The following is a 13,485-nucleotide window of genomic DNA, read 5'->3' as shown; positions in this document are numbered from 1 at the left end:
GACGCCATGTACCAGCATTTCATCGAAGGGCTGCAACGCCTCGGCCGGGCCCTGATGCTGCCCATCGCGATCCTGCCCATCGCCGGCCTGTTGCTGCGCCTGGGTGACACGGATCTTTTGAACATCGCCATCATCCACGATGCAGGCCAGGCGATTTTCGCCAACCTGCCGATGATCTTCGCCATCGGCATCGCGGTGGGTTTCGCCCGAGACAACAACGGCACGGCAGGCCTGGCGGGGGCCATCGGCTATCTGGTGATGATCGCGACCCTGAAGGTGCTCGACGCCAGTATCAACATGGGCATGCTGGCCGGGATCATCAGCGGCTTGCTGGCCGGCGCGCTGTACAACCGCTTCAAGGACATCAAACTGCCCGAGTACCTGGCATTCTTCGGCGGCCGGCGCTTCGTGCCGATTGTCACCGGGTTCAGCGCCGTCGGCCTGGGGGTGGTGTTCGGATTGATCTGGCCGCCCATCCAGGCCGGGATCAACGGCTTCGGCGCCCTGCTGATGGAGAGCGGCAGTTTCGGCGCATTCGTGTTCGGCGTCTTCAACCGCCTGCTGATCGTCACCGGGCTGCACCACATCCTCAACAACATGGCCTGGTTCATCTTCGGCAGCTTCACCGACCCGCAGACCGGCGCGGTGGTCACCGGCGACCTGACCCGCTACTTCGCCGGCGACCCTAATGGCGGCCAGTTCATGACCGGCATGTTTCCGGTGATGCTGTTCGGCCTGCCCGCCGCGTGCCTGGCCATGTATCGCAACGCCCTGCCCCAGCGACGCAAGGTCATGGGCGGGATCCTGTTGTCCATGGCGCTGACGTCGTTCCTTACCGGGGTGACCGAGCCGGTGGAATTCGCCTTCATGTTCCTGGCCCCCCTGTTGTTCCTGCTGCACGCCCTGCTCACCGGGCTGTCCATGGCGATCACCGACTGGCTGAACATCCGCCTGGGCTTCACGTTTTCCGGCGGTTTCATCGACATGGTGCTGGGCTGGGGCAAGTCGAGCAACGGCTGGCTGGTGGTGCCGGTGGGGCTGGTCTATGCGGTGATCTATTACACGGTGTTCGACTTCTGCATCCGCCGCTTCGACCTCAAGACCCCGGGCCGGGAAGATGTGCCGGCAATGGACAAGCCGGTCGTTGCCCAGCACCAGCGGGCCGGGGCCTATATCCAGGCACTGGGTGGCGCCGACAACCTGATCACCGTGGGCGCGTGCACCACCCGGCTGCGACTGGACATGGTGGACCGCAACAAAGCCTGCGATGCGCAACTCAAGGCCCTGGGCGCCATGGCCGTGGTGCGTCCTGGCAATGGCGGGAGTCTGCAGGTGGTGGTAGGGCCAATGGCCGACAGCATCGCCGATGAAATCCGCCTGGCACTGCCTGCCTCCGACCGCCATGCCAGCACTGGCGCGGCCACTGCGAACGAGACGGCGGCCACGCCCGTCGTGCCCGCCGCCGAAGCCCGGCAATGGATGGATGCGCTGGGTGGCGAGGGCAACGTGTTGCAACTCGACTGCGTGGCGATGAGCCGGTTGCGGGTGCGCCTGGCCGATGGCAGGCAATTGTCGGAAAGCCAACTGCGGACGCTGGGATGCCAGGGGGTCAGTGCCTTGGAAGGAGGCGTTTGGCACCTGTTGCTGGGGGAGAGGGCGCCGACGTTGTGGCAGGCGCTGGAAGCGATGGTGCTGAGCCGTCAGGCGGATGTGAAAGCCTAGACCCCAATCCCTCGCCACAGGTCCATGCCTGCAGGTAGGTGCTGGTTTCAACTTTTGCCGCACCCAATAAAATGTATGGTCAGCCCTTCTCCTGCAACCTCATGGGCTGTTTTCGGTAAAGCTGGCTTGCGCTAATGTATCCGGGCTCGTTGTGAGCGTTGCTGCAACAACGCTCGGCCCTCGATGAGTAGCCGCTCCCGACTGTCCTGAAAAAACCCTCAGCTTCTAAAGCTGATTTTATTGCCAGGTTCTCAGTCGGGCCGTTTGCCGTTTACTGTCATCAGTCAGTGACGTCGCAAAAGCCGGTGGTAACGCTGTGCATTCAAGCGTTCGGATGTGGGTCGTACTGGCCGCCTTTGGCCAGTACCGCCCACACGATTCGCGCCAGTTTGTTTGCTAGCGCACACGCGACGACATTGGAGTGGCGACGCGTCAGTAGCTCTCGAACCCAAGGCCCCAAGGCGTCCTCTCGCTTATCGATATGCTGAATAACGGATCGCGCGCCCTGTACCAGCAATTGGCGGATGTGCTTGTCGCCACGCTTGCTGATCCCCAGAAGCACCGTCTTCCCACCCGTCGAATACTGCCTCGGCACCAGCCCCAGCGAAGCGGCAAAATCGCGTCCACTTCGATAGTTCGACGCATCGCCCACATCCGCCAATACCGCACTGGCGGTGATTGGGCCGATGCCAGGAATACTCTGCAAACGATTTCCGGCATCGTCTTCTTTCAACTGCTGTTTCAGGTCGGACTCGATGTCCTTGATTTCATCATTCAGCTGTTGGATTTGACGATGAAGACGCATCAACACGCTCTTTAGGCGCAATGGAACCGGATGTTGTGGATCGTCCAGCAGCGCTGGCACGCGGTTCAACGCCGTTGCGCCAATGGGCAGGCTGATCCCGAATTCCAGCAAAAAACCATGAATCTGATTGGTCGCGACGGTGCGATGGCCAATCAAGGAATCTCGGACACGATGCAAAGCTGAAAGCGTTTGTTGCTCTGCGGTTTTAATCGAGCAGAAGCGCATCGCGGGGCGGCTCGCCGCCTCGCAAATCGCTTCGGCATCAATGAAGTCGTTTTTGTTGCCTTTGACGAACGGCTTAACGTATTGCGGGGCAATCAGTTTTACCTCGTGGCCCAATGCCTCAACCTGTCGAGCCAGCCAGTGGGCACCGCCACACGACTCCATCACCACCGTGCAGGCCGGCAGTTGGGCCAATGTGCCGAGCAATTGGCTGCGGCTGGTTTTCTTGCGCAAAACCTGATGACCTTTGGCGTCCTGGCCGTGCAGATGGAAACTGTGTTTACCAATGTCGATGCCGAGAAGCGTCATCGTGTTCATGAGAGATCCTCCGCCGAAAACGAGAAAAGCCCTGCAAGCGTAAACCTGCAGGGCTTCTCGGTCAGGCTGACCATCTCATTAAACCCGCTGAATCCGTCAGCGGGTTTTTCATTTCAACGGCCAGGGGGATCAGAAATCCTCCAGCCGCCACACTTCATACGCCGGTGTCTCGTAGGGGTGGCTCTGTTTCAGCGCCTCCACCACCGCGCGGATCAGCTCATCGGCCACGACAAGCTCCACCTTCCATTCCTCGACCTGCTCGACCTGTCCCGCCTCGCCGATGAACGGCTGGCTGCCGGCCAACGGACGGAACTGGCCAAGGCCCAGCACTTGCCAGGCGCAGTGGTCGTAATCGCCGATTCGCCCACCACCCGCGGCGAATACGGCGCTCTTGACCACATCTACATGGCTGGCCGGGACGAAGAAGCAGAGCTTGTACACGGCCTCAGTTCACCCAAACGCGGGCGTTGCGGAACATGCGCATCCACGGTGCGTCTTCGCTCCAGTCGTCCGAACGCCACGAGTTCTGCACGGCGCGGAACATACGCTCCGGGTGCGGCATCATGATCGTGACGCGGCCGTCGCGGCTGGTCAGGCCAGTGATCCCGCGTGGCGAACCGTTCGGGTTGGCCGGGTAGGTCTCGGTGACCTTGCCATGGTTGTCGACGAACCGCAGCGACACGCAACCGGACAGGTCGGCTTCGAGCAGCGCTTCCTCGCTTTCGAATTCCGCATGGCCTTCGCCGTGGGCGATGGCGATCGGCATGCGCGAACCGGCCATGCCCTGCAGGAAGATCGAGTTCGACTCCTGCACCTGGACCATGGCCACGCGGGCTTCGAACTGCTCGGAACGGTTGCGCACGAAGTGCGGCCAGAATTCACTGCCCGGGATCAGCTCGTGCAGGTTGGAAATCATCTGGCAACCGTTGCACACACCGAGGGTGAAGCTGTCGTTACGCTCGAAGAAGCCCTGGAAGGCATCGCGGGCGCGGCTGTTGAACAGCGCCGACTTGGCCCAGCCTTCACCGGCACCCAGCACGTCGCCGTAGGAGAAACCGCCACAGGCGACCAGGCCCTTGAAGTCGTTCAGGTCGACACGACCGGCCAGGATGTCGCTCATGTGCACGTCGATCGCGTTGAAGCCGGCGCGATCGAATGCCGCCGCCATTTCCACCTGGCCGTTGACGCCCTGCTCGCGCAGCACCGCCACTTGCGGGCGAATGCCTTTCTTGATGTAAGGCGCGGCCACGTCTTCGTTGACGTCGTAGCTGAGCTTGGCGCTCAGGCCAGGGTTGTCTTCTTCCAGCAGCACGTCGAATTCCTGGTCGGCGCACTCGGCGTTGTCCCGCAGACGCTGGATCTGGTAGCTGGTCTCTGCCCACTGACGCTGCAACAGGCGGCGCTGGCCTTCGAAGACCGTATCGCCGTTGAAGGTGATGTTGATGTGGGCGTTGTTGATCGGCTGGCCGATCACCGAGACGCACTCGGCCAGGCCCGCTGCGCTGAACTGGGCGAGGATGTCCGGAGTGGCGTCCTGGCGCACCTGGATCACCGCGCCCAGTTCTTCGTTGAAGAGGATGGCCGGGATCTCGGCGGCGGTTTCGGCGACGCTGTCGAGGGTCAGGCTCAGGCCGCAATGGCCGGCGAAGGCCATTTCCACCACGGTGGTCAGCAGACCGCCGTCGGAACGGTCGTGATAGGCCAGCAGGTGGCCGTCGGCATTGAGGCCCTGGATCACGGCGAAGAACGCCTTCAGGTCTTCGGCGTCATCGACGTCCGGTGCCTGTTTGCCGAGCTTGCCATGCACCTGGGCGAGAATCGAGGCGCCCATGCGGTTCTGGCCACGGCCCAGGTCGATGAGGATCAGGTCGGTGGTGCCCTTGTCCATGCGCAACTGAGGGGTCAGGGTCTTGCGGATGTCGGTCACCGGGGCGAAGCCGGTCACGATCAGCGACAGCGGCGACGTCACGCTCTTGTCCACGCCGTCTTCGTTCCAGCGCGTGGCCATGGACATGGAGTCCTTGCCCACCGGGATGGTGATACCCAGTTCGGGGCACAGCTCCATGCCGACGGCCTTGACGGTGTCGTACAAGCGGGCATCTTCACCCGGATGGCCGGCCGCGGACATCCAGTTGGCCGACAGCTTGATGTCGGAGATCTTGCCGATGCGCGACGCCGCCAGGTTGGTCAGGGTCTCGCCGATCGCCATGCGGCCCGACGCCGGGGCATCCAGCAGCGCCAGCGGCGTACGCTCGCCCATGGCCATCGCTTCACCGGTGTAGACGTCGAAGCTGGTGGCGGTCACGGCAACGTCGGCCACCGGCACCTGCCATGGACCGACCATCTGGTCACGGGCCACGAGGCCGGTGATGGTGCGGTCGCCGATGGTGATCAGGAAGCTCTTGCTCGCCACGGCCGGGTGATGCAGGACACGCTCGATGGAATCGGCGATGTCCAGGGTCGAAGGGTCGAAATCGTCGCCCAGCTCGTTTTCGCGCACGGCCGAACGGTGCATGCGCGGCGCCTTGCCCAGCAGGACTTCCAGTGGCATGTCCACCGGGCTGTTGCCGAAGTGGCTGTCGGTGACGGTCAGCTGCGGCTCGGCGGTGGCTTCGCCGACCACGGCGAACGGGCAACGCTCGCGTTCGCAGATGGCCTTGAAGCGCTCGAAGTCGGCCGGGCCCACCGCCAGGACGTAGCGTTCCTGGGACTCGTTGCTCCAGATTTCGTGCGGGGCCATGCCCGGCTCGTCATTCGGGATATTGCGCAGTTCGAAGCGACCGCCGCGGCCGCCGTCGTTGACCAGCTCCGGGAAGGCGTTGGACAAGCCACCGGCGCCGACGTCGTGGATGAAGCTGATGGGGTTGTGCTCGCCCAACTGCCAGCAACGGTCGATGACCTCCTGGCAACGGCGTTCCATTTCCGGGTTTTCCCGCTGGACCGAAGCGAAGTCCAGGTCGGCCGAGCTGGTGCCGGTGGCCATGGAGGACGCAGCGCCGCCGCCCAGGCCGATCAGCATGGCCGGGCCGCCGAGGACGATCAGCTTGGAGCCGACCACGATCTCGCCTTTCTGCACGTGTTCGGCGCGGATGTTGCCCATGCCGCCGGCGAGCATGATCGGCTTGTGGTAGCCGCGCACCTCTTCGCCACGCGGGGTGGTGATGGACTGCTCGAACGTGCGGAAGTAGCCGGTCAGGGCCGGACGGCCGAATTCGTTGTTGAACGCGGCGCCGCCCAGCGGGCCTTCGATCATGATGTCCAGGGCATTGACGATGCGTTCAGGCTTGCCGTACGGCTTTTCCCAAGGCTGTTCGAAGCCGGGGATCTGCAGGTTCGACACGGTGAAGCCGGTCAGGCCGGCCTTGGGCTTGGCGCCACGGCCGGTGGCGCCTTCGTCGCGGATCTCGCCGCCGGAACCGGTGGACGCGCCCGGGAACGGGGCAATCGCGGTCGGGTGGTTGTGAGTCTCGACTTTCATCAGGATGTGCACCGGCTCCTGGACCGCACCGTACTGGCGGGTCTCGGGATTCGGGAAGAACCGGCCGGCGACATTGCCGACGATCACGGCGGCGTTGTCCTTATAGGCCGACAGTACGCCTTCGTTGTGCATCTGATAGGTGTTCTTGATCATGCCGAACAGGCTTTTGTCCTGGCTCTGGCCGTCGATGTCCCAACTGGCGTTGAAGATCTTGTGGCGGCAGTGCTCGGAGTTGGCCTGGGCGAACATCATCAGTTCGATGTCGTGGGGATTGCGCTTCAAGCCCTGGAAAGCGTTGACCAGGTAGTCGATCTCGTCCTCGGCCAGGGCCAGGCCCAGTTCGGCGTTGGCTTTTTCCAGTGCGGCACGCCCCCCGCCCAGCACGTCGATGGCGGTCAGGGGCTTGGGTTCGGCGTGGCTGAACAGGCCGGCAGCCTGCTCCAGGTCGCCCAGCACCACCTGGGTCATGCGATCGTGCAGGCCGTCGGCGATCAGTTGGGCCTCGGCCTCGCTGAACTCACCGGCGACATAGAAGGCAATGCCACGTTCCAGGCGCTGGATTTTCGACAGGCCGCAGTTGCGGGCGATGTCGCTGGCCTTGCTCGACCAGGGCGAAATGGTGCCGAAACGCGGCAGGACCAGGAACAGACGACCGGTCGGCTCCTGGACGGGAACGCTGGGACCGTACTTCAGAAGGCGCGCGAGCACCTGCTGTTCGTCGCCGGTCAAACCGCCGGTGACTTCGGCGAAGTGAGCGAATTCAGCATACAAGCCACTGACAGCCGGAACCTTCTGGCTCAGTTGCTCAAGGAGTTTGCTGTGGCGAAAGGCAGAAAGGGCAGGAGCGCCGCGCAGGATCAACATCTTCGGGACAGCCTCGGGAAGGGGTGTGCTTTGAGGCCGTGCATTCTAGCCTAAACCGCCGCTGACGGCACCCGAAACGGCATGTCCGATACAGCCCGAATATCGGTCTTTGCCTTTACGGTGCCATCAGCCACGGGTTCCCGGGGTCCCACGGGATATATTTTTCAGCGTTCCGATCCCCGGCGCACGCCGGCCGGCCGGTGTTGCGGACATGTTTTGCAATCGCTAGCAGACTGGCCTGTCACTGTCGAGATATGGCGGTAAGGGCCGTTTGCGTATACTGCGCAGATGTTTTCCCCAACGGCTTTGCGTCCGCGATATGCCAGATGGCTGATCGCAACCGGACTCTTCCTGGTGCTCAGTGGCTGTGTTGAGAAACCCAACACACTTGAGCGCGTAAAGGAGGATGGCGTGCTGCGGGTGGTTACCCGAAACAGCCCTGCCACCTACTTCCAGGATCGCAACGGTGAAACCGGCTTCGAATACGAGCTGGTGAAGCGCTTCGCCGACGATTTGGGGGTGGAGCTGAAGATCGAGACCGCCGACAACCTCGATGACCTGTTCAGCCAGATCGGCAAGCCCAATGGCCCGGTCCTGGCCGCCGCCGGCCTGGTCAGCAGCGACCAGCGCAAGAAACAGGTGCGGTTTTCCCATTCCTACCTGGAAGTCACCCCCCAGGTCATCTATCGCAACGGCCAGTCACGCCCCACCGACGCGGCGGCCCTGGCGGGCAAGAAGATCATGGTGCTCAAGGGCAGCACCCACGCCGAACAGCTGGCACAGCTGAAACAGCAGTACCCGGGCATCGAATACGAAGAGTCCGACGCGGTCGAGGTGGTCGACCTGCTGCGCATGGTCGACGAAGGCCAGATCGACCTGACCCTGGTGGACTCCAACGAAGTGGCCATGAACCAGGTGTACTTCCCCAACGTCCGCGTGGCCTTCGACCTGGGCGACGCCCGCAGCCAGAGCTGGGCGGTGGCCCCCGGCGAAGACAACAGCCTGCTCAACGAGATCAACGGCTACCTCGACAAGGTGCAGAAGAACGGCACCCTGCAGCGCCTGAAGGATCGCTATTACGGCCACGTCGATGTCCTGGGCTACATGGGCGCCACCACGTTCGCCCAGCACCTGCAGCAGCGGTTGCCCAAATACGAACAGCACTTCAAGACCTACGCCAAGAAGGAAAAGATCGACTGGCGCCTGCTGGCCGCGATCGGCTACCAGGAATCGCTCTGGCAACCGGCGGTCACCTCCAAGACCGGCGTGCGCGGCCTGATGATGCTGACCCAGAACACCGCCCAGGCCATGGGCGTGTCCAACCGCCTGGATCCGAAGCAGAGCATCATGGGGGGCGCCAAGTACCTGGCCTACATGAAGGAACAGCTGGACGAGAGCATCCAGGAACCGGACCGCACCTGGTTCGCCCTCGCCGCCTATAACGTGGGCAGCGGTCACCTGGACGATGCCCGCAAGCTGGCGGCCAAGGAAGGTTTGAACCCGAACAAATGGCTGGACGTGAAGAAGATCCTCCCACGCCTGTCCCAGAAACAGTGGTACAGCAAGACCCGCTACGGCTACGCCCGGGGCGGCGAGCCAGTGCATTTCGTAGCGAACATCCGTCGCTACTACGACATCCTGACCTGGGTCACGCAGCCGCAGCTGGAAGGCAACCAGGTGGCCGAGGGCAACCTGCACGTACCGGGCGTCGACAAGAGCAAGCCGAACCAGGAAAGCCCGCAGCTTTAGTGAAGTCGCCACAATCTCTGTGGGAGCGAGCTTGCTCGCTCCCACAGAGATTGTGGCTGGCTCAGGACTTGGCGGCAGCCAGGATCAGCGCTTTCATTTCCGATACAGCCGATTTGAACCCGACAAACAACGCATGGGCCACCAGCGCATGGCCGATGTTCAGTTCGTTGATGCCCTTGATGGCCGCCACGGCCTCGACGTTATGGTAGTGCAGGCCATGGCCGGCGTTGACGATCAGGCCCTGGGCCAGGCCGAAGGTGACGCCATCGGCCACCCGCTGCAGTTCATCGGCCACATCGCCGGGGGTTTCGGCATCGGCATAACGACCGGTATGCAATTCGATGGCAGGCGCGCCGACCCGCCTGGACGCTTCGATCTGGCGCTCGTCGGCGTCGATGAACAGCGACACCTCGGCCCCGGTCTTCGACAGCCGCTCCACGGCGGCCTTGATCCGCGCTTGCTGTCCCGCCACATCCAGGCCACCCTCGGTGGTCAACTCCTGGCGCGTCTCCGGAACCAGGCAGATGTGCGCCGGACGGATGCGCTCGGCGAACGCCATCATTTCCTCGGTCACGCCCATTTCGAAGTTCATGCGGGTCTGCAGCACATCCTTGAGCAGCAGCACATCACGTTCCTGGATATGGCGCCGGTCCTCGCGCAAATGCACGGTGATGCCGTCAGCCCCCGCCTCCTCGGCGTCCAGCGCGGCCTTGACCGGATCCGGGTAACGGGTACCGCGGGCCTGGCGCAGGGTAGCAACATGGTCGATGTTCACGCCGAGAAGAATGCGATTGCTGGTGCTCACGAAAAGCGCTCCTGAATGGACAGATATTCGGCCCACAGCATACGGGTTGATCAGGGCTTGCGAAACAGCTCGCGACTGACCAGGGGCCGACCGCCCAGATGAACAGCCAGGGCCTGGCGCATCAGGCGCTTGGCTGCAGCCAAGGCACCCGGCGCGCTCCAGTCAGCCTCCGCCATGGCCAGGAGCTCGGCCCCGTTGAACAACCCGGGCTGCAACAGATGGACCTGCTCCAGGCCTGCGTCCACCTGCAGGCGATACAGGCCGTCGGCAATGATGGGCGCACCATGCAGATCGGTATCCAGGGCGAAACCGTAGCCCAGGTCATCCAGCAGGCGCCACTCGAACGAACGCAGCAAAGGCTCCAGTGGACGACCTTCAGCCAGGGCCAGCAGGGTTGCGGTGTAGTGATCGAACACCGCCGGATGGGGGTCTTCGGGAGGCAGCAGGCGAATCAGCAGCTCATTGAGGTACAGGCCGCTGAACAGCGCTTCGCCATTGAGCCAGGCCGCGACCCCGTTGCTTTCCATGCGGCCGACATTCTTCAGCTCGCCCCGACCGCGAAATTCGACTTCGAGCGGCACGAAAGGCCGCGCCAGCGTCCCGGCCTTGCCCCGCGCCCCACGCAACACCGCCCGCAGCCGCCCTTGCGGCGTGAGGAAGTCCACCAGGGCACTGCTTTCGCGATAGGCGCGGCTGTGGAGGACGTAGGCGGATTGAGCGATGGGTTGGGTTGGGGACATGGAAATCAGAGTTCTCGATAGACAAACAGCGTTTTTCTACAACCCCAAACCAATGTGGGAGCGGGCTTGCTCGCGATAGCGCTCTGTCAGTCAACATCCATGTTGAAGATCAGGCCCTCATCGCGAGCAAGCTCGCTCCCACAATGGCTCTTGGTACATCCAGTCAGCTGATCAGAGGTCGCCGTAACCCAAAGAACGCAGCGCCCGCTCATCGTCGGACCAGCCGCCTTTCACCTTGACCCACAGGTTGAGCATGATCTTGGAGTCGAACAGCAGTTCCATGTCCTTGCGCGCCTCGGTGCCGATGCGCTTGATGCGCTCACCCTTGTCGCCAATGATGATTTTCTTCTGGCCGTCACGTTCGACGAGAATCAGCGCATGGATGTGCAGGGTCTTGCCCTGTTGCTTGAACTCTTCGATTTCCACGGTGATCTGGTAGGGCAGCTCAGCGCCCATCTGGCGCATGATCTTCTCGCGCACCAGCTCCGCGGCGAGGAAACGGCTGCTGCGGTCGGTGATCTGGTCTTCAGGGAAGAAATGATCGTTTTCCGGCAGGTGCTCGGCAATCACCCGCTCCAGCGCATCGAGGTTGTGCCCGTGCTGGGCGGAGATCGGAATGATCTGTGCGTTGGGCAGCTGTTCCTGCAACCAGGACAGGTGCGGCATCAGCTCGGCCTTGTCTTCGATGCGGTCGGTCTTGTTCAGCGCCACGATCAGGGGGCCGGTCACGTACTGGACACGCTCGAGCACCATCTGGTCTTCTTCGGTCCACTTGGTGCGGTCGACCACGAAGATCACCACGTCGACATCTTTCAGCGCCGCCGAGGCGGTCTTGTTCATGTAGCGGTTCAGGGCCTTTTCGCCGCCCTTGTGCATGCCGGGGGTGTCGACGTAGATCGCCTGCACGTCGCCTTCGGTCTTGATGCCCAGCATGTTGTGACGGGTGGTCTGGGGCTTGCGCGAGGTGATCGCCAGCTTCTGGCCCAGGATGTGGTTCAGCAATGTGGACTTGCCCACGTTCGGCCGGCCGACGATGGCGACATAGCCGCAACGGGTAACGGTTGTATCAGTCATTGCCATTCTCCACGCCCAGGGCGATCAGTGCTGCGGCGGCCGCTACCTGCTCGGCAATACGGCGGCTCACGCCCTGGCCCCGGCTTTTTTCATTCAGTAGGACGACTTCGCACTCGACGAAGAAGGTCCGGCAATGCGGCTCGCCCTGGATATCCACGACTTCGTAGCGTGGCAGTTCACAACTGCGCGATTGCAGGAACTCCTGCAAGCGGGTCTTGGGATCCTTGTTGGTGTCCACCAGCGTCAGGCTGTCGATTTCCGAGGTCAGCCAGGCCAGCACTCGCTCCCGGGCCTTTTCCATGCCCGAATCCAGGTAGATCGCACCGATCAGGGCTTCCAGGGCGTCGGCCAGGATCGACTCGCGCCGGAAACCACCGCTTTTCAGTTCACCGGAACCCAGACGCAGGTATTCGCCCAGGTCGAAACCGCGGGCCAGTACGGCCAGGGTCTCACCTTTTACCAACCGTGCGCGCAAACGCGATAACTGGCCTTCGCGGGCCAGGGGAAAACGCTCGAACAGCGCCTCGCCGGCCACGAAGTTGAGAATGGCATCGCCGAGGAATTCCAGGCGTTCGTTATTGCGCCCGGCAAAACTGCGGTGAGTGAGCGCCAGGAGCATCAGCTCCTGGTCCTTGAAGGTGTAGCCGAGCTGGCGCTCGAGGCGGCTTAGAGAAACGCTCACGGTTTACCCACGCTGAGTTCGTGGCTGGATTCCACCGCCACGACGGCAAGGCACCGCGGGCTTGGGACAAATAACGCTGTGTTCAAAAATGACGTCCTGACTATCGTTGGCGCCTTGTGCAGGCTCCAGAAATGCATTCGGCGCTGTGTTCAACAGCGCCGTGTGTGTTTACTTGATCAGCCCGACCCGCGAGAAATTCGGCAGGTGACTGAGTTTGGGTTCCGGCCAGCTCATCCAGACCGCGAAGGCCTTGCCGACGATATTCCGGTCGGGAACCATGCCCAGCATGTCCCGGGGAATGTTCGGGTCATCCCAGTAGCGACTGTCGTTGGAGTTGTCGCGGTTGTCGCCCATCATGAAATAGTGCCCGGCCGGCACGGTCCACGAATGGTCCGGCGTGGCACGGTAGCGGCTCATTTCCTTGCGGATCAGGTGTTCGGCCTCGCCGAGCTTTTCCTGATACAGCTCGGCGCTGCCCAGCGTGCCAGGCTCGGAGCCGATCAACTGCTCGGCCACCAGTTCGCCATTGACGTAGAGTCGCTTGTCGGCCGTGTAGCGGATCCTGTCGCCCGGCAGGCCAACCACCCGCTTGATGTAGTTGACGTTCGGGTCGCTCGGAAAGCGAAACACCATGACGTCGCCGCGTTGCGGGTCACCCACCTCGATGACCTTCCTGTCGATCACCGGCAGGCGGATTCCGTAGGAGAACTTGTTCACCAGGATGAAGTCGCCCACGTCCAGGGTCGGCTTCATCGAACCCGATGGGATCTGGAAAGGCTCCACCAGGAACGAGCGCAGCACCAGCACGATGAACAGCACCGGGAAGAACGACTTGCCGTATTCCACCAGCAGAGGTTCCTTGCCGAGCTTTTCGACCACCACACCATCAGGCTGGCTGACGCTGCCCTGATAGGAGGCGATGGCGGCCCGGCGCCGGGGCGCCAGGAACAACAGATCGAGCAACGCCAACAGGCCGCAGACGAATACGGCGATAACCAGCAACAGCGGGAAATTTAGCGACATAGG

The 13,485-nt window shown here is 62.6% G+C and carries 10 protein-coding genes; 2 read left to right on the top strand and 8 right to left on the bottom strand.

The window, feature by feature from the left end:
• The first annotated feature begins 6 nt into the window (after nt 1-6).
• Nucleotides 7-1,722 carry an N-acetylglucosamine-specific PTS transporter subunit IIBC gene (gene nagE / locus BW992_RS12645; protein ID WP_072395408.1) on the top strand — a complete coding sequence of 572 codons (1,716 nt, stop codon included), beginning with the start codon at nt 7-9 and terminating at the stop codon, nt 1,720-1,722.
• Nucleotides 1,723-2,044: 322 nt separating this feature from the next.
• Here the strand turns inward: nagE and BW992_RS12640 are convergent, their stop codons facing one another.
• From BW992_RS12640 to purL, 3 genes are all read right to left on the bottom strand, one after another.
• Nucleotides 2,045-3,067 (bottom strand): IS110 family transposase, encoded by a 1,023-nt coding sequence (locus tag BW992_RS12640; RefSeq protein ID WP_076406323.1) that lies wholly within the window; start codon nt 3,065-3,067, stop codon nt 2,045-2,047.
• Nucleotides 3,068-3,196: 129 nt separating this feature from the next.
• Nucleotides 3,197-3,508 carry a Nif3-like dinuclear metal center hexameric protein gene (gene cutA, locus BW992_RS12635; protein ID WP_072397203.1) on the bottom strand — a complete coding sequence of 104 codons (312 nt, stop codon included), beginning with the start codon at nt 3,506-3,508 and terminating at the stop codon, nt 3,197-3,199.
• Between the two features lie 4 nt (nt 3,509-3,512).
• Complete coding sequence (purL, locus tag BW992_RS12630) at nt 3,513-7,409, bottom strand: phosphoribosylformylglycinamidine synthase (protein WP_072459370.1); 3,897 nt, start codon at nt 7,407-7,409, stop codon at nt 3,513-3,515.
• A 288-nt stretch (nt 7,410-7,697) separates the two neighbouring features.
• Between purL and mltF the strand changes: the two genes are divergently transcribed.
• Nucleotides 7,698-9,158 carry a membrane-bound lytic murein transglycosylase MltF gene (mltF, locus tag BW992_RS12625; RefSeq protein WP_072397199.1) on the top strand — a complete coding sequence of 487 codons (1,461 nt, stop codon included), beginning with the start codon at nt 7,698-7,700 and terminating at the stop codon, nt 9,156-9,158.
• A gap of 61 nt (nt 9,159-9,219) precedes the next feature.
• Here the strand turns inward: mltF and pdxJ are convergent, their stop codons facing one another.
• The 5 genes from pdxJ to lepB all read right to left on the bottom strand — a co-directional run bounded on the left by pdxJ (nt 9,220) and on the right by lepB (nt 13,482).
• The gene (gene pdxJ / locus BW992_RS12620) at nt 9,220-9,963 is read right to left on the bottom strand and encodes a pyridoxine 5'-phosphate synthase (RefSeq protein WP_072397187.1); all 744 of its coding nucleotides are present in this window, start codon (nt 9,961-9,963) and stop codon (nt 9,220-9,222) included.
• 50 nt (nt 9,964-10,013) lie between these two features.
• Nucleotides 10,014-10,703: a DNA repair protein RecO gene (gene recO / locus BW992_RS12615; RefSeq protein ID WP_072397176.1), complete on the bottom strand. Its 690-nt coding sequence runs from the start codon at nt 10,701-10,703 to the stop codon at nt 10,014-10,016.
• 171 nt (nt 10,704-10,874) lie between these two features.
• Nucleotides 10,875-11,777, bottom strand: a complete 903-nt coding sequence (gene era, locus BW992_RS12610) for a GTPase Era (RefSeq protein WP_030139611.1) — start codon at nt 11,775-11,777, stop codon at nt 10,875-10,877.
• Nucleotides 11,770-12,459, bottom strand: a complete 690-nt coding sequence (rnc, locus tag BW992_RS12605) for a ribonuclease III (protein ID WP_072397174.1) — start codon at nt 12,457-12,459, stop codon at nt 11,770-11,772. The genes era and rnc overlap by 8 nt, the downstream gene beginning before the upstream one ends.
• Nucleotides 12,460-12,627: 168 nt before the next feature.
• Nucleotides 12,628-13,482 (bottom strand): signal peptidase I, encoded by an 855-nt coding sequence (gene lepB / locus BW992_RS12600; RefSeq protein ID WP_072431579.1) that lies wholly within the window; start codon nt 13,480-13,482, stop codon nt 12,628-12,630.
• Nucleotides 13,483-13,485 lie beyond the last annotated feature (3 nt).

Source organism: Pseudomonas sp. 7SR1 (genome assembly GCF_900156465.1).
GTDB lineage: Bacteria > Pseudomonadota > Gammaproteobacteria > Pseudomonadales > Pseudomonadaceae > Aquipseudomonas.
The sequence above is the reverse complement of the archived record's forward strand: the minus strand, read 5'-3'. Positions and strand labels throughout refer to the sequence as shown.